The organism is Piscinibacter lacus (assembly GCF_016735685.1).
GTDB lineage: Bacteria > Pseudomonadota > Gammaproteobacteria > Burkholderiales > Burkholderiaceae_C > Aquariibacter > Aquariibacter lacus.
In genome coordinates this window covers 1-15,609 of record NZ_JAERRA010000002.1, presented here as the reverse complement: position 1 = coordinate 15,609, position 15,609 = coordinate 1, and the positions used below count along the sequence as shown (strand labels likewise).

Here is a 15,609-nt window from a genome sequence, read left to right as displayed (position 1 = left end):
GCCCCGCGGGGCGCCTTGTTCATGGCGGGTCCGGTCGACGAACGTGCCGGGCCCGGCTGGGGCAGGCTCAGGCCTGGGGCGCGGCTTCCAGGTGGTAGGCGGTCACGCGCTCGACCTCGTTCTTGCTGCCCAGCACCACGGCCACGCGCTGGTGCAACTGGTCCGGCGCGATGTCCAGGATGCGCTGGTGGCCGTTGGTGGCGGCACCGCCAGCCTGCTCGACGATGAAGCCCATGGGGTTGGCCTCGTACATCAGGCGCAGCTTGCCGGCCTTGTGCGGCTCGCGCTTGTCCCAGGGGTACATGAAGATGCCGCCGCGGCTGAGGATGCGATGCACGTCGGCCACCATCGAGGCGATCCAGCGCATGTTGAAGTCCTTGCCGCGCGGGCCCTCCTTGCCGGCCAGGCATTCGTCGATGTAGCGCTTGACCGGGGCATCCCAGTGGCGCACGTTGGACATGTTGATCGAGAACTCCTTGGTGTCCTCGGGGATGCGGACCTGGTCCTCGGTCAGCACCCAACTGCCCTGCTCGCGGTCCAGCGTGAACATGGCCACGCCGGCGCCGACGGTGATCACCAGGGTGGTCTGGGGGCCGTAGACGCAGTAGCCGGCGGCGACCTGGTCGCGGCCGGGCTGCAGGAAGTCCTCGGTGCTGACGCCGGCCTGCTCGCCGGGCTTCTTCAGCACGGAGAAGATGGTGCCGATCGACACGTTCACGTCGATGTTGCTGCTGCCGTCGAGGGGATCGAACAGCAGCAGGTATTCGCCCTGGGGATAGCGGTTGGGCACGACGTGGATGGCGTCCATCTCCTCGCTGGCCATGGCGGCCAGCGCACCGCCCCACTCATTGGCCTCGATCAGCACCTCGTTGGCGATGATGTCGAGCTTCTTCTGCACCTCGCCCTGCACGTTCTCGGTCTCGGCGGTGCCGAGCACGCCGCCGAGCGCGCCCTTGTTCACGCTGATCGCGATGCTCTTGCAGGCGCGGGCCACCACTTCCAGCAGCAGGCGCAGTTGCGGGCTGATGCGGCCGTGGTCGCGCTGCTGCTCGACGAGGTACTGGGTGAGGGAAATGCGGCGACTCATGGGGCGTCCGGTGGGGCGTTGAAAAAGGGTTTCAGTCGGCGAGCGCGCGGTCGAGGATCTCGCGCAGGTCGTCCGACACCTCGCTGCGCGCCGCGGCGCGTTGCAGGGCCTCCAGCGCAGCACTGCGGTAGGGCTCGGCGAGGATGCGCCAGCGGTCCATCGCGCGGGCGAAGCGGGCGGCCAGCTTGGGGTTGAAGGCGTCGATCTCGGCCAGCTTCTCGACCCACAGCACATAGCCGGCGGCATCGGCGCGGTGGAAGGCGGCCGGGTTGTGCACGGTCAGGTTGAACAGCAGGCTGCGCGCGCGGTTGGGGTTCTTCAGCGTGAAGTCCGGATGCAGGCACAGGGCACGCACGCGCTGGAACACGCTGCCGGCCTGGGCGCCGAGCGGTTCGGGCGCAGCGGCCTGCAGCGCGAACCACTTGTCGATCACCAGGGCCTCGTCGCGGAACAGGGCGTGGAAGCGCTCCAGCGCCGGGCCGGCCAGCTCGGCCTGGGCGTGAACCAGGGCGCTGAGCGCGCCGAAGCGCTCGCTCATGTGCTTGCCGTCCTTCACGCGCTGGTAGGCGCGGCCGGGCCAGACGGGGTCGCCACGGCGGGTGGCGTCCAGGCACAGCATGGCCAGGGCCAGGTTGGCCAGGGCGCGGCGGCCCATGCTTTCGGCGTCGGGGCGGTAGCCACCGCGGTCGGGATGGGCCTCGAAGGCCTCGGCCCAGTCGCTGGCCAGCTCGGCCGCGAGCTGCTGGCGGGCCGATTCGCGCACCGCATGCACGCGCTGCGGGTCAAGCGGCGTGCCTTCGGCGGCCAGGGCATCGGCCAGCAGGCCTTCGCTGGGCAGGCTCAGGGCGAGGGCGCGGAAGGCGGGCGACAAGCCGGCATCGCGCAGCACGGCCGCCAGGGCCTGCACCAGGCCGGCCGACAACGGCGCGGCGGCGGCCGGGCCCTCGGCGCGCACGCGGGCCAGCAGCTCGGCCTGCATGAGCTGCTGGCCGGCTTCCCAGCGCTTGAAGGCGTCGGCATCGTGGCGCAGCAGGTGCAGCAGGCCGGCCGCGTCCAGCCCGTCGTCCAGCAGCACCGGCGCCGAGAAGCCGCGCAGCAGCGAGGGCACCGGCGCCGCCGGCCCGGCCGGCAGGCCGACGAAGCGGAAGTGGGCCTCGGCGCCGTCCAGCACCAGCACGCGCTCGGTGGGGGCGCCGGCCGGGTCTTCGCCGTCGAGCTGCAGCGGCAGGGCCTGGCCGGCCGCATCGAGCAGGCCCAGGCGCACCGGCAGCAGCCAGGGCTGCTTCTCGGGCTGGCCGGGGCTGGGCAGGCCGTGCTGGCGCAGGGTCAGCGTCCAGGCGCCGGCTTGGTCATCCCAAGTGCTGCGCGCTTGCAGGCGCGGCGTGCCGGCCTGTGCATACCAGCGCTTGAAGATTTCGAGCTGCTTCGCCAGCACCGAGCCGGGGTTGGCATCGGCAATCGCCTGGGCGAAGTCGTCGCAGGTGACGGCCTGGCCGTCGTGGCGCTGGAAGTAGAGGTCCATGCCGGCGCGGAAGCCGGCCTCGCCGACGAGGGTGTGCATCATGCGCACGACCTCGGCGCCCTTCTCGTAGACGGTGGCGGTGTAGAAGTTGTCGATGGCCTGGTAGGCATCGGGCCGCACCGGATGGGCCATCGGGCCGGCATCCTCGGGGAACTGCATCTGGCGCAGGCCGCGCACGTCCTCGATGCGGCGCACCGCGCGGGCCGAAGGGCTGGCCGCCATGTCCATGCTGAACTGCTGGTCGCGGAAGACGGTGAGGCCTTCCTTCAGCGAAAGCTGGAACCAGTCGCGGCAGGTCACGCGGTTGCCGGTCCAGTTGTGGAAGTACTCGTGGGCGACGACGCTCTCGATGCCGTCGTAGTCCACATCGGTCGCGGTGGCCGGGCTGGCCAGCACGAACTTGGAGTTGAAGATGTTCAGCCCCTTGTTCTCCATCGCGCCCATGTTGAAGTCGCTGACCGCGACGATCATGAAGCGCTCCAGGTCCAGCGGCAGGCCGAAGCGCGCCTCGTCCCAGGCGATCGAGGCCATCAGCGAGCGCATCGCATGCTCGGTCTTGTCGAGGTCGCCGGCGCGCACCCAGACCTGCAAGAGATGCTCGCTGCCGGCGCGGCTGCGGATGCGCTGCTCGCGCGCCACCAGATCGGCGGCCACCAGGGCGAAGAGGTAGCTGGGCTTGGGATGCGGGTCGTGCCAGACGGCTTCGTGCCGGCCGCCGTTCAGATCGCGCTGGCTTTGCAGGTTGCCGTTGGCCAGCAGCACCGGGTAGCGGGCCTTGTCGGCGCGCAGCGTGACGGTGTAGACCGACATCACGTCGGGCCGGTCGAGGAAGTAGCTGATGCGGCGGAAGCCCTCGGCCTCGCACTGGGTGAAGAAGCCGCCGCCGGAGGTGTAGAGGCCGAGCAGCTCGGTGTTCTTCTCGGGCGCCAGGCCGACCTTGATCTCCAGCACGAAGCGGCCCTCGGGCGGCTGCTCGATCACCAGCTCCTCGCGGCCGCCTTCTTCCTTGTCGACGCGGAAGCTCACGCTCTGGCCATTGGCCAGCACGCGGGCCAGGCTCAGGCCTTCGCCGACCAGGCGCAGGGGCTGCGGCGCGGCGGCGGCATCGCGCTCGATGCTCAGCCGGCTCAGCACCACGGTGCGGGCCGGGTCCAGATCGAAGACCAGCTCGACGGCCGGGATGCGGTAGGCCGGCGGGGTGTAGGCCTCGCGGCGGATCAGGGGGGCGGTGCCTTCGCGCATGGGAGGAGGGTGCTGGGGGATCCGGGGGCAGGGTGGGCCGGGCCGCATGCAGCCGACCGCTCCGATTCAGTGTAGTGGCGGGTCGCGGGCCGGCCGGCCCGCGACCGGGGGGCGCCTCAGCGCGTCGCGGCGGTGCCGAAAGGCTTGCCGCGCAGGCGGTCGCCCGGCTTGAGGCCCTTGCGCTCGAACCAGCCCTGGTTCATCTCCAGCGCCATGCGCACCGGCTCTTTCGAGCAGTGGCTTTCCAGGCTCTGCGGCTGCATGTCGGCGGTGTTGACGATGCTGCCGTCGTCGCGCAGGAAGGCAATCGTCAGCGGCAGCAGGGTGTTCTTCATCCAGAAGCACTGCGTGCCGGGCTGCTCGAAGATGAAGAGCATGCCGGCCTGGGCGGGCATGCTGGGGCGGTGCATCAGGCCGATCTCGCGCTGGGCCGGGGTCCGGGCGATCTCGGCCTGGATCCTGTGCATGCCGGCGCTGAGCGTTTCCACCGGCAGGCGCTGCGGGCTCTGGGCGGCCAGCAGCGGTACGAACAGCAGGCCGGCCAGGGCCAGCAGGCCGCGCCGGGCGGCAGGGGACGGGGCTTTGATCTGCATCAGCGTGAACCTCGGGGCCAGCTTCTAGAGTAGCGCAGCGGCACCGGCCCCGGCCTGCCGCGGCCCCGACAATTGCCGCTTGCCTGCCCTGAACGCCGACCCCTCCGACCGCCCCGTCCTGCCGCCGCTCGATGCGCGGGCCCGTGCCGCCCTGGATGACGAGGCCGGCCTGGCCGGCTCGACGCGCTGGTTCGACGCGCCCGACGGCAGCCGCCGAGCCGAGACCCGCCTGGCCCTCTCAGGCCTGTACTGCGCCGGCTGCGCGGGCGTGATCGAGGCGGCGCTGCGGGCCCTGCCCGGCGTCGAGCGGGCCGAGGTGCAAGGTAGCGCCGAGCGGGCCCAGGTCTGCTGGCGGCCGGATGCGCTGCGTGCCTCGCAACTGGTCGAGGCCGTGCGCGCCGCCGGCTACGGCGCCCACCCGGCCCGCAGCGAGGCCGCGCTGGACGCCCGCACCCGCGAGGGCCGCCGCGCGCTGTGGCGGCTGTTCGTGGCTTGGTTCTGCATGATGCAGGTGATGATGCTGGCCACGCCCAGCTATGTCAGCAGCCCCGGCGAGCTGGCGCCCGACCTGGAGCAACTGCTGCGCTGGGGCGGCTGGGTGCTCAGCCTGCCGGTGCTGCTGTTCTCGGCCGGCCCCTTCTTCGGCGGCGCGCTGCGCGGCCTACGCCAGGGCCGGGTGGTGATGGACCTGCCGGTGGCGCTGGGCCTGCTGATCGCCTTCCTGGCCTCGACCGCCGCCACCTTCGAGCCCGGCCCGCCCGGCCCGGGCGGCGACCTGGGCGGCGAGGTCTGGTTCGATTCGCTCACCATGTTCGTTGCCTTCCTGCTGGCCGGCCGCTGGCTGGAGCTGCGTGGCCGCGAGCGGGTGGCCCGCGCGCTGGACAGCCTGCTGCGCGAGCTGCCCGACAGCGTCGAGCGCCGCGATGCCGAGGGCCGCATCGAGACGGTGGCCGTCGCCCGCCTGCTCGTCGGCGACACGCTGCGCGTGCAGCCCGGCCAGGCCGTGCCGGCCGATGGCCTGCTGGTCGAAGGCCGCAGCAGCTTCGACGAGGCCCTGCTCAACGGCGAATCCCGCCCGGTGCCGCGCGGCCCCGGCGAGGCGGTGGTGGCCGGCAGCCTGAACCTGGCCGCTCCGGTCTGGATGCGGGTGCAGGCCCTGGGCGCCGACACCCGGCGCGCCCAGGTCGTCGAGCTGATGGAGCGCGCCCGCAGCGCCCGGCCCGCGCTGGCGCGCACCGCCGACCGCTGGGCCGGGCCCTTCCTGCTGGGCGTGCTGCTGCTGGCGGCCGGCGCCTGGGCGGTGTGGCAGTCGATCGATCCGGCCCAGGCCCTGCCGGTGGCGGTGGCGGTGCTGATCGTCACCTGCCCCTGCGCCCTGTCGCTGGCTGCGCCGGCCACCCTGCTGGCCGCAGCGGGCGGCCTGGCGCGGCGCGGCGTGCTGGTGCAGCGGCTCGATGCCATCGAGGCCCTGGCCCGCATCGACACCGCCTGCTTCGACAAGACCGGCACGCTCAGCGAAGACCGCCTGCGCCTGGCCGAGATCCGCGGCGGCCCGGCTGCCCCGGCCGAGCGCGCGGCATGGATCGCCCGGGCGCTGGCGCTGGCGGCCGGCTCCAGCCATCCCCTGTCGCGGGCGCTGGCCCAGCTTGGCGCGGCGCATGCCGATGCGCCGCAGTTCGTCGGCGACCGGGTGGACGAGCCCGGTGCCGGCCTGGCCGCGAGCGATGTCGAGGGTCGCACCTGGCGCCTGGGCTCGGCCGCCTGGGTGGGGCCGGGCGCCGAGGCCCTGGCCGAGCCGGCGCGCCCGGCCGGCCTGCGGCCGTGGAAGGGCTGGCCGGTGGTCTTCCTGGCGCCGCAGCCGCTGGCCGAGGGCGAGCAGGCCATGGCCTTCGAGTTCGACGAAAGCCTGCGCGAGGGTGCGCTGCCCCTGCTGGCCGCGCTGCATGCCGAGGGCCTGGCGCTGGAGCTGCTGAGCGGCGACCGCCCCGCCGCCGTGCAGGCCTTCGGCGCGCGGCTGCGCGAGGCCGGCGCGCCGGCCATGCGCTTGCAGGCCGCCGCGACCCCGCAGCTCAAGCTCGCCCGCTTGCAGGAACTCCAGGCCGAGGGCCACCGCGTGCTGATGGTCGGCGACGGCCTGAACGACGGCCCGGTGCTGGCCCAGGCCGATGTCTCCGTGGCCCTGGGCCACGGCGCGGCGCTGAGCCAGCAGCAGGCCGACCTGGTCGTGCTCGGCAGCCGGCTGCCGGAGGTTGCCGCCGCCCGCCAGCGGGCGCGCAAGGCCCTGGCCATCGTGCGGCAGAACCTGGCCTGGGCCCTGCTGTACAACCTGTTGGCGCTGCCCCTGGCCGTCAGCGGCAGCCTGGCGCCGTGGGTTGCGGGCCTGGGCATGGCCTTCAGCTCGCTCTTCGTCGTCGGCAATGCGCTGCGCGCCGGGCGCTGAGCCGCGGCGTCGATCGGAAGCCCCATGGACATCCTCTACTTGCTCGTGCCCCTGTCCGTGCTGCTGGTGCTGGGCCTGATCGCCTTGTTCGCCTGGGCCTTGCACCGCGGCCAGTTCGACGACCTGGAGCGCGAGGGCCAGCGCCTGATGGAGTCCCCCGACGGGCCGGGCCCGGCACCGGCCGCGCCCGCGCCGGCCCGCCCGGCGGCGACGGCATCGCCCGAATTGCCGCCCGACTGAGCCCCATCTGTCGGCGGCGGCCCACGGCCCGCCACAAGCTTGATCCGCATCAAGCCGCGCAGGGGCCGGGCTCCGAACAATCGGTGCATCCGATTCGTAGGAGTGTCAAATGAGTGTCTCCCTGCCGGACGCCGAGCCGGCGTACCACGACCGCCCGGTGCGTCTCTTCGCGCTGGCGACCGTGTTCTGGGGCGTGGTGGGCATGTCGCTGGGCGTGTTCATCGCCGCGCAACTGGCCTGGCCGGCGCTGAACTTCGACATCCCCTGGCTGAGCTACGGCCGCCTGCGGCCGCTGCACACCAATGCGGTGATCTTCGCCTTCGGCGGCTGCGCGCTGATGGCCACGTCCTTCCACGTGGTGCAGCGCACCTGCCGCGCGCGGCTGTTCGCGCCGGGGCTGGCCGATGCGGTCTTCTGGGGCTGGCAGGCGGTCATCGTGGCCGCCGTCATCAGCTTGCCGCTGGGCTACACCCAGGCCAAGGAATATGCCGAGCTGGAATGGCCGATCGACCTGCTGATCACCTTGGTCTGGGTGGCCTATGCGGTGGTCTTCTTCGGCACCGTGGCCCGGCGCGCGGTGCGCCACATCTATGTGGCGAACTGGTTCTTCGGCGCCTTCATCTTGGCCGTGGCCCTGCTGCACGTGGTCAACAGCGCGGCCCTGCCGGCCGACATGATGAAGAGCTACTCGGCCTATGCCGGCGTGCAGGATGCGATGGTGCAGTGGTGGTACGGCCATAACGCGGTCGGCTTCTTCCTGACCGCAGGCTTCCTGGGGATGATGTATTACTACATCCCCAAGCAGGCCGAGCGCCCGGTCTACAGCTACCGCCTGTCGATCGTGCACTTCTGGGCGCTGATCTTCACCTACATGTGGGCGGGCCCCCACCACCTGCACTACACCGCGCTGCCCGACTGGGCGCAGAGCATCGGCATGGTCTTCAGCTTGGTGCTGCTGGCGCCGAGCTGGGGCGGGATGATCAACGGGATCATGACCCTCAGCGGGGCCTGGCACAAGCTGCGCGACGACCCGATCCTGAAGTTCCTGATCGTCAGCCTGTCCTTCTACGGCATGTCGACCTTCGAGGGGCCGATGATGGCCATCAAGACGGTCAATGCCCTGAGCCACTACACCGACTGGACGATCGGCCACGTGCACAGCGGCGCCCTGGGCTGGGTGGGCTTCATCACCATGGGCTCGATGTACTACCTGATCCCGCGCATGTTCGGCCGCACGACCATGTACAGCACGCGGGCCATCGAGCTGCACTTCTGGATCGCGACCCTGGGCATCGTGCTCTACATCGCCGCGATGTGGATCGCCGGCGTGATGCAGGGCCTGATGTGGCGTGCCGTGCATGAGGACGGCACCCTGGTGTACAGCTTCGTCGAGAGCGTGAAGGCCACCTTCCCCTTCTACGTGGTGCGCCTGGTCGGCGGCCTGATGTACTTGGGCGGCATGCTGCTGATGGCCTGGAATGTGGTGATGACGGTGCGCGCCGGCCGCGTGCCGCAAGCCGCCGCCCAGCCGGCCCCGCCGGCGGATGCGGCCCTGCAGCCAGCCCGCGCCTGAGCCCCGGAGGACCCGATGAGCAACACGCACGACGCCCCCCCGGTCAAGACCTTCAGCCACGAGCGCATCGAGACCAGCAGCTTCCTCATGATCGTCCTGACCCTGGTGGTGCTGACGATCGGCGGCCTGGTCGAGATCGTCCCGCTGTTCTTCCAGCGCAGCACCACGCAGGCGGTCGAGGGCCTCAAGCCCTACACCGCGCTGCAGGTGCTGGGCCGCGACATCTATGTGCGCGAGGGTTGCTACAACTGCCACTCGCAGATGATCCGGCCCTTCCGCGCCGAGGTGCTGCGCTACGGCCCCTACTCGCAGGCCGGCGAGTTCGTCTACGACCGGCCCTTCCAGTGGGGCAGCAAGCGCACCGGCCCCGACCTGCACCGCGTCGGTGGCCGCTACTCGGACGAATGGCACCGCATCCACCTGATCAATCCGCGTGATCTGGTGCCCGAGTCCAACATGCCCGCCTACCCGTGGCTGGCCACCGCGACGGTGGCGCCCGAGAGCATCGCGCCGCGCATGGAGGTGCTGCGCACCCTGGGCGCGCCCTACAGCGATGCCGAGATCGCCGGCTCCGCCGAGGCCGTCAAGGGCAAGACCGAGATCGAGGCGCTGATCGCCTACCTGCAGGTGCTCGGCACCGCGGTGAAGTGACGGCGCAAGGAGAGCTTCGATGGATGTGAACACCCTGCGCAGCGTGGTGACGCTGCTGTCCTTCCTGGCCTTCGGCTGGATCGTCTGGCGCGCCTGGCGCAAGGGCGCTCAGGCCGATCACGCCGCGGCCGCCCGCCTGCCTTTCGAGGATGCGCCCTCGGCGCCCCCGGCCCCCACCCGCCAGGGAGCTGCGCAATGAGCGACTTCTTCTCGCAAGGCTGGCATGTCTACATCGCCGCGGTCACGGTGGTCGGCCTGATCGCCTGCCTGGTGCTGCTGTTTGCCGCAAGCCGCCGCACCATCGTCATCGGTGCCGACGGCAAGGAGGACCCGACCACCGGCCATGTGTGGGACGGTGACCTGCGCGAGCTGAACAACCCGCTCCCGCGCTGGTGGATGATCCTCTTCGTGCTGACGGTGATCTTCTCGGCCGTCTACCTGGTGCTCTTCCCGGGCCTGGGCAGCCGGGTCGGCACGCTGGGCTGGAGTTCGGCCGGCGAATACACCAAGGAGCAGCAGACCGAGCAGCAGGCAGTGGCGCCGATCTATGCCGCCTTCGATGCCAAGTCGCCCGAGCAACTGGTGGCCGATCCCGCCGCCCGTGCGCTGGGCGAGCGGCTCTTCCTGTCGAACTGCGCGCAGTGCCACGGCTCGGACGGCCGCGGCAGCAAGGGTTTCCCCAACCTGACCGATGGCGACTGGCTGTGGGGCGGCGAGCATGCCCGCATCGTCGAGACCATCGCCGCAGGCCGCCAGGGGATGATGCCGCCCATGGGGGCTGCCATCGGCGGGACCGAGGAGGTGCGCCAGCTTGCCCACTATGTGCTGAGCCTGTCGGGCAGCGCGCACAACAACATTGCCGCGCAACTGGGCCGCGAGCGCTTCGCGAGCTGCGCTGGCTGCCACGGCGCCAAGGGCGAGGGCAACCCGATGCTGGGCGCGCCGCGCCTGAACGACAAGGTCTGGCTGCACGGCTGGGGCGAGGCCGCCATCATCCGCATGGTCAACGAGGGCAAGCACAACGTGATGCCGGCCTTCGCCGAGCGCATGAGCCCGAGCCAGATCCGCGTGCTGGCCGCCTATGTCGAAGGCCTGGGCAGCCGCAAGCCCGGCGAGCTGAAGACGGCGTCCACCCCCGCCGCGACCGGCCCGACCGCGACGGTGGCCCGATGAGCAGCCGCCTGGAGCCCTTCAAGCCCCTGCCGGCCGAGGCGGCTCCGGCCGCGCGCCGCAAGACCATCTGGATGTATGCGGCCGGGCCCAAGATCCAGCCCAAGACCGTCAAGGGCTGGTTCAACCACTGGCGCTGGGTCATGGTCTGGTTCACCCAGTTGCTCTTCTACGGCCTGCCCTGGCTGCCGTGGAACGGCCGGCCGGCGCTGCTCTTCGACCTGGAGGCGCGACGCTTCTACATCTTCGACCTGCTGCTCTACCCGCAGGACTTCATCTACCTGACGGGCCTGCTCATCCTCTGCGCCTACGGGCTCTTCCTGTTCACCGCGGTGGCGGGGCGGCAGTGGTGCGGCTACACCTGCCCGCAGACGGTCTACACCGAGATCTTCCTGTGGGTCGAGCACCGCATCGAGGGCGACCGCAGCGCCCGCCTGCGGCTGGATGCCGGCGGCATGACGGCCGAGAAGCTGCTGCGCCGCGGCGGCAAGCACCTGGTCTGGCTGGCCATCGGCTTGTGGACGGGTTTCAGCTTCGTCGGCTACTTCACCCCGATCCGCGAACTGGGGCAGGGCGTGCTGCACCTTCAGCTCGGTTCCTGGGAGAACTTCTGGGTGCTGTTCTACGGCTTCTCCACCTACGGCAACGCCGGCTTCATGCGCGAGCAGGTCTGCAAGTACATGTGCCCCTATGCGCGCTTCCAGAGCGCGATGTTCGACAAGGACACGCTGATCGTCGGCTACGACGCCCGCCGCGGCGAGCCGCGCACCCTCGGCGTCAAGGGCCCGGCGCTCGACGGCAGCGCCTCGAAGGGCGCCTGCATCGACTGCGGCCTGTGCGTGCAGGTCTGCCCGACCGGCATCGACATCCGCCAGGGCTTGCAGTACGAGTGCATCTCCTGCGCCGCATGCATCGACGCCTGCGACGGCGTGATGGACAAGCTCGGCCGGCCCAAGGGCCTGATCCGCTACGCGACCCAGCGTGGCCTGGAGGCGGGCGAGCGCGCGGCGCTGACGCTCAAGTCCATCTTCCGGCCGCGGGTGCTGGTCTACAGCCTCGTCATGGTGCTGATCTCGGCGGCCTTCGTCGGCAGCCTGGCCCTGCGTCCGCCGGTGCGGATGGACGTGGTGCGCGACCGCGGCGTGATGGCGCGCGAGGTCGAGGACGGCATCGTCGAAAACGTCTACCGCTTGCAGCTCATGAACCTGACCGAGCAGCCGCAGCGCCTGCGCATCGAGGTGCAGGGCCTGCCCGGCCTGCAGGCCGAGCTGCGCGGCTCGGCCGAGCTGGGCCCGGCCGAGACCCATCTGGTGCCGCTGGCGCTGCGGCTTGCGCCCGAGGCCGCCGCCGGGCTGGAGCGCGGCGCCACCCTGCCGGTCACACTGACCCTGGTGCGCGAGGCCGGCCCGTCCGGCCCCGAGCACCGGCTCGACGAGGCCACCACCTTCTACCTGCCGCGCTGAGCCCCGTCCGGGCTGCGCCGCTCCCATCGCAAGGAGTTCTCCATGAGCCGACCGAACCCGGCGCCATCCGCTTCCACGCCCTGGTGGCGCGAGGGCTTCATGTGGCTGGTGCTCGGCGGGCCGGCCGTGGTCGTGGTGGCCGGCGTGGCCACCGTCGTCATCGCCACCCGGGGCGCCGACACCCTGCTGCCGACCCGGCCGGTGCAGCTTGAGCGCAGCGCCGCCCCGGCGATGCAGGGCCGCAACCATGCGGTGACGCCGCTGCCCGCGCCCGCCGCGGCCCGCTGAGACGCGGCCGGCAGCCTCAGCCGCAGGCCTCGACGCGCTGGCGCAGCGCGGCCAGGTCGAGCAGCTTCAGCTCGCGCTGCTGCACGCGCAGCAGGCCTTCGTCCTGCAGCTTGCTGAAGGTGCGGCTGACGGTCTCCAGGCTCAGGCCCAGGTAGCTGCCGATTTCCTCGCGCGTCATCCGCAGCCGCAGGGCCTGGGCGGCATAGCCGCGGGCCTGCAAGCGCTGGCTGAGGTTGAGCAGGAAGGCGGCGACCCGCTCCTCGGCGCTCATGCGGCCGAGCATCAGCATCACGCCCTGGTCGCGCACGATCTCGCGGCTGAGGATGCGATGGAACTGGTGGGCCAGCGGCGGCAGGTCGTGGGTGATGCGTTCGAGGTCGGCGTAGGCGATCTCGCAGACCTGGCTGTCCTCCAGCGCGATCGCGTCGCAGGCATGGCGGTCACCGCCGATGCCGTCGAGGCCGAGCAGCTCGCCGGCCATCTGGAAGCCCGTCACCTGCGCCCGGCCGCCCTCGGAAGCCACCACGGTCTTGAAGAAACCACTGCGCACCGCATAGAGGCCGCGGAAGCTGTCGCCCGATTGGAACAGGGCCTGCCCGCGCGCCACCTTGCGCCGGCCGCCGACCAGGCCTTCGAGCCGGTCGAGATCGGCCTCGGCCAGGCCCAGCGGCAGGCAAAGCTCGCGCAACTGGCAGTTTGCGCAAGCCTCGCGCAGGGCGGGCAGCGAAGGCGGCGGATCGCCAGGCAGGGGCTTGGGGCTGAAGGGCAGGATCACGGCCATGGGCCGATTGTGCGCGGGCGCCATCCCGGGATGCGACAGGCTTGCGGTGCATCAAGCCATGCCCCCGGCGGGCGGCGCAAAGTCGGGTCCGGCGGCCGGGCCGTTCCGGCTGCCTTGATGCGCATGAAGCCTTCGTCGTGATCAGCCCGCTCCTGCTCAGCCTGGTCAGCGCCGCCGCCTTGCTCGGCCTGGCGGGCACGCCGCATTGCCTGGCCATGTGTGCCGCGCCCTGCGCAGCCGCCCAGCGCGCGGCCGGTGGCGGCCCGGCCGCGGCGCTGGGCTGGCAACTGGGCCGGGGCATGGTCTACACCCTGGCCGGGGCGGTGGCGGCCAGCGGTGCCGCCCCGCTGCAGGCCCTGTCGGGCGCCCAGGGGGTGCTGCGGCCGATCTTTCTGCTGATGCATCTGGCCACCCTGGCCCTGGGCCTGTGGCTGCTGCTGGCCGGCCGCTGGCCGGCGGTGCTGGAGGCCGGGCTGGAAGCCCTCAGCCAAGGCCTGCGCCGCAGGCTTCAGGCCCTGAAGCCTGCGGCGCGCGTGATCTGGCTGCAGCCGGCTGCGGCCGGCGGGCCCGCCGGCGTGTCGGCGCCGGCTTGCGGCGGCGCCGCATCCCGCCTGACCCGGGGCGCCTTGCTGGGCAGTGGCTGGATTCTGCTGCCCTGCGGCTTGCTGGCCTCGGCCCTCATCCTGGCCGTGCAGGCCCCCGGCCCGGCCGCGGGTGCCGCGGTGATGGCGGCCTTTGCCCTGGGCAGCGGTGGCGGCCTGGCCCTGCTGCCGCTGTTGCAGCGATCCGGTGCGGGCCAGCCCCGCGTCTGGGCGCAGCGTCTGGCCCTGCGCCTGGCCGGTGCGGCCCTGCTGGCCAGCGGGGCGTGGCTGGTCTGGCAAGGCGGGCACTTCCCCGGGCGCGATCTGTGCTGAGAAGGCGGGCGGCCCTGTCGGTCCGGTGTCAGTCTGCTGCCTAAAATGCGATCGCGTTTTGCATGGCAGTGGCGGTCACCATCATCCGCTGCCCTCGACCCACCCCCTCATCACCGAGCGGAGATTTCCCCCCCATGTACCAGCACATCCAGGTGCCCGCGGGCGGCCAGAAGATCACGGTCAACCCCGACTTCTCGCTGAACGTTCCCGACCAGCCCATCATTCCCTACATCGAGGGCGATGGCACCGGCTTCGACATCACGCCGGTGATGATCAAGGTGGTCGACGCCGCCGTCGAGAAGAGCTACGGCGGCACGCGCAAGATCCACTGGATGGAGATCTACGCGGGCGAGAAGTCCACCCGCATCTACGGCCCGGACGTGTGGCTGCCCGAAGAGACCCTGCAGGTGCTCAAGGAGTACGTGGTCTCGATCAAGGGCCCGCTGACCACCCCGGTCGGCGGCGGCATCCGCAGCCTGAACGTGGCGCTGCGCCAGGAACTGGACCTTTACGTATGCCTGCGCCCCATCCAGTACTTCAAGGGCGTGCCCAGCCCGGTCAAGGAGCCGGAGAAGACCGACATGGTCATCTTCCGCGAGAACTCCGAGGACATCTACGCCGGCATCGAGTTCGAGGCCCAGAGCGACAAGGCCAAGAAGCTCATCAAGTTCCTGCAGGATGAGTTCGGCGTCAAGAAGATCCGCTTCCCGGAGACCTCGGGCATCGGCATCAAGCCCGTCTCGCGCGAAGGCACCGAGCGCCTGGTGCGCAAGGCCATCCAGTACGCCATCGACAACGACAAGCCCAGCGTCACGCTCGTGCACAAGGGCAACATCATGAAGTTCACCGAAGGTGGCTTCCGCGACTGGGGCTACGGCCTGGCTCAGACCGAGTTCGGCGCCCAGCCCATCGACGGCGGCCCGTGGTGCAAGTTCAAGAACCCGAAGACCGGCAAGGACATCGTCATCAAGGACGCGATTGCCGACGCCTTCCTGCAGCAGATCCTGCTGCGCCCGGCCGAGTACAGCGTCATCGCCACGCTGAACCTGAACGGCGACTACATCTCTGACGCGCTCGCCGCCCAGGTCGGCGGCATCGGCATCGCCCCGGGCGCGAACCTGAGCGACAGCGTCGCGATGTTCGAGGCCACCCACGGCACCGCGCCCAAGTACGCCGGCAAGGACTATGTGAACCCGGGCTCGGAAATCCTCTCGGCCGAGATGATGCTGCGCCACATGGGCTGGTTCGAAGCCGCCGACCTGATCATCAGCAGCATGGAGCAATCCATCCTGAGCAAGAAGGTCACCTACGACTTCGCCCGCCTGCTGGAAGGCGCGACCCAGGTGAGCTGCTCGGGCTTCGGGCAGGTGATGATCGAGCACATGTGATCGATTGCCGCGGCGTCTCTTGACGCCGTGCAAGCCCCTGGCCTCTTTAAGAAGTCAGGGGCTTTTTCCTTTTTTGGCGTGGCTCGCGGCCGGCTCTAAGGGTCCGCAGGCGGAGTGACTGACCTGCCCCCAGTACCCGTACCAGGCTTTGTGAGGAATCCGCTTGGTTGAAGGAGATTACTCCTGGGTTTTCTGCGGCGCCGGCACGGCGCCGCCGGTTGTCTGGCGATGCTGCGCCGCGAACGTCGCTGGCGGCA

Annotated in this window: 14 protein-coding genes; 10 read left to right on the top strand and 4 right to left on the bottom strand. The window is 71.0% G+C overall.

Going from position 1 to position 15,609, the window contains the following annotated elements:
• Positions 1-67: 67 nt before the first annotated feature.
• The 3 genes from JI742_RS10375 to JI742_RS10365 form a co-directional block, all read right to left on the bottom strand.
• Positions 68-1,087, bottom strand: coding sequence for a class 1 fructose-bisphosphatase (locus tag JI742_RS10375; RefSeq protein ID WP_201826609.1), 1,020 nt, complete (start codon positions 1,085-1,087; stop codon positions 68-70).
• 31 nt (positions 1,088-1,118) lie between these two features.
• Entirely contained in the window at positions 1,119-3,851 is a 2,733-nt protein-coding gene (gene pepN, locus JI742_RS10370) for an aminopeptidase N (RefSeq protein WP_201826607.1), read from the bottom strand.
• A 116-nt stretch (positions 3,852-3,967) separates the two neighbouring features.
• Positions 3,968-4,444, bottom strand: coding sequence for a DUF192 domain-containing protein (locus JI742_RS10365; protein ID WP_201826606.1), 477 nt, complete (start codon positions 4,442-4,444; stop codon positions 3,968-3,970).
• Between the two features lie 79 nt (positions 4,445-4,523).
• On the opposite strand from JI742_RS10365, the gene JI742_RS10360 reads away from it, so the two are divergent.
• The 8 genes from JI742_RS10360 to JI742_RS10325 all read left to right on the top strand — a co-directional run bounded on the left by JI742_RS10360 (position 4,524) and on the right by JI742_RS10325 (position 12,269).
• Positions 4,524-6,884: a heavy metal translocating P-type ATPase gene (locus JI742_RS10360; protein ID WP_236677003.1), complete on the top strand. Its 2,361-nt coding sequence runs from the start codon at positions 4,524-4,526 to the stop codon at positions 6,882-6,884.
• 24 nt (positions 6,885-6,908) lie between these two features.
• Positions 6,909-7,124: a cbb3-type cytochrome oxidase assembly protein CcoS gene (ccoS, locus tag JI742_RS10355; RefSeq protein WP_201826604.1), complete on the top strand. Its 216-nt coding sequence runs from the start codon at positions 6,909-6,911 to the stop codon at positions 7,122-7,124.
• Between the two features lie 109 nt (positions 7,125-7,233).
• Entirely contained in the window at positions 7,234-8,697 is a 1,464-nt protein-coding gene (gene ccoN, locus JI742_RS10350) for a cytochrome-c oxidase, cbb3-type subunit I (protein ID WP_201826602.1), read from the top strand.
• Between the two features lie 15 nt (positions 8,698-8,712).
• A complete protein-coding gene (gene ccoO, locus JI742_RS10345) occupies positions 8,713-9,348 on the top strand; it encodes a cytochrome-c oxidase, cbb3-type subunit II (protein ID WP_201826600.1) in 636 nt (211 codons plus the stop codon).
• A 19-nt stretch (positions 9,349-9,367) separates the two neighbouring features.
• Positions 9,368-9,547: a CcoQ/FixQ family Cbb3-type cytochrome c oxidase assembly chaperone gene (locus JI742_RS10340; protein ID WP_201826598.1), complete on the top strand. Its 180-nt coding sequence runs from the start codon at positions 9,368-9,370 to the stop codon at positions 9,545-9,547.
• Positions 9,544-10,521: a cytochrome-c oxidase, cbb3-type subunit III gene (gene ccoP, locus JI742_RS10335; protein WP_201826596.1), complete on the top strand. Its 978-nt coding sequence runs from the start codon at positions 9,544-9,546 to the stop codon at positions 10,519-10,521. The genes JI742_RS10340 and ccoP overlap by 4 nt, the downstream gene beginning before the upstream one ends.
• The gene (gene ccoG, locus JI742_RS10330; RefSeq protein ID WP_201826589.1) at positions 10,518-11,981 is read left to right on the top strand and encodes a cytochrome c oxidase accessory protein CcoG; all 1,464 of its coding nucleotides are present in this window, start codon (positions 10,518-10,520) and stop codon (positions 11,979-11,981) included. Before ccoP ends, ccoG begins: the two co-directional genes overlap by 4 nt.
• A 42-nt stretch (positions 11,982-12,023) precedes the next feature.
• Positions 12,024-12,269, top strand: coding sequence for a nitrogen fixation protein FixH (locus JI742_RS10325; protein ID WP_201826582.1), 246 nt, complete (start codon positions 12,024-12,026; stop codon positions 12,267-12,269).
• Positions 12,270-12,285: 16 nt separating this feature from the next.
• Here the strand turns inward: JI742_RS10325 and fnr are convergent, their stop codons facing one another.
• Positions 12,286-13,050, bottom strand: a complete 765-nt coding sequence (fnr, locus tag JI742_RS10320; protein ID WP_201826580.1) for a fumarate/nitrate reduction transcriptional regulator Fnr — start codon at positions 13,048-13,050, stop codon at positions 12,286-12,288.
• A 137-nt stretch (positions 13,051-13,187) separates the two neighbouring features.
• Here fnr and JI742_RS10315 point away from each other — a divergent pair, with 137 nt between their 5' ends.
• Both JI742_RS10315 and icd read left to right on the top strand, forming a co-directional pair.
• Complete coding sequence (locus tag JI742_RS10315) at positions 13,188-13,964, top strand: urease accessory protein UreH domain-containing protein (protein ID WP_201826578.1); 777 nt, start codon at positions 13,188-13,190, stop codon at positions 13,962-13,964.
• A gap of 134 nt (positions 13,965-14,098) precedes the next feature.
• Positions 14,099-15,352, top strand: a complete 1,254-nt coding sequence (icd, locus tag JI742_RS10310) for an NADP-dependent isocitrate dehydrogenase (RefSeq protein ID WP_201826576.1) — start codon at positions 14,099-14,101, stop codon at positions 15,350-15,352.
• Positions 15,353-15,609: the final 257 nt, after the last annotated feature.

Excerpts from the sequence above, each read along its gene's own strand:
- ccoG (WP_201826589.1), top strand. The coding sequence starts at position 10,518 with ATGAGCAGCCGCCTGGAGCCCTTCAAGCCCCTGCCGGCCGAGGCGGCT.
- fnr (WP_201826580.1), bottom strand. The coding sequence starts at position 13,050 with ATGGCCGTGATCCTGCCCTTCAGCCCCAAGCCCCTGCCTGGCGATCCG.
- JI742_RS10365 (WP_201826606.1), bottom strand. The coding sequence starts at position 4,444 with ATGCAGATCAAAGCCCCGTCCCCTGCCGCCCGGCGCGGCCTGCTGGCC.
- JI742_RS10325 (WP_201826582.1), top strand. The coding sequence starts at position 12,024 with ATGAGCCGACCGAACCCGGCGCCATCCGCTTCCACGCCCTGGTGGCGC.
- ccoS (WP_201826604.1), top strand. The coding sequence starts at position 6,909 with ATGGACATCCTCTACTTGCTCGTGCCCCTGTCCGTGCTGCTGGTGCTG.
- ccoO (WP_201826600.1), top strand. The coding sequence starts at position 8,713 with ATGAGCAACACGCACGACGCCCCCCCGGTCAAGACCTTCAGCCACGAG.
- ccoP (WP_201826596.1), top strand. The coding sequence starts at position 9,544 with ATGAGCGACTTCTTCTCGCAAGGCTGGCATGTCTACATCGCCGCGGTC.
- ccoN (WP_201826602.1), top strand. The coding sequence starts at position 7,234 with ATGAGTGTCTCCCTGCCGGACGCCGAGCCGGCGTACCACGACCGCCCG.
- JI742_RS10340 (WP_201826598.1), top strand. The coding sequence starts at position 9,368 with ATGGATGTGAACACCCTGCGCAGCGTGGTGACGCTGCTGTCCTTCCTG.
- icd (WP_201826576.1), top strand. The coding sequence starts at position 14,099 with ATGTACCAGCACATCCAGGTGCCCGCGGGCGGCCAGAAGATCACGGTC.
- JI742_RS10375 (WP_201826609.1), bottom strand. The coding sequence starts at position 1,087 with ATGAGTCGCCGCATTTCCCTCACCCAGTACCTCGTCGAGCAGCAGCGC.
- pepN (WP_201826607.1), bottom strand. The coding sequence starts at position 3,851 with ATGCGCGAAGGCACCGCCCCCCTGATCCGCCGCGAGGCCTACACCCCG.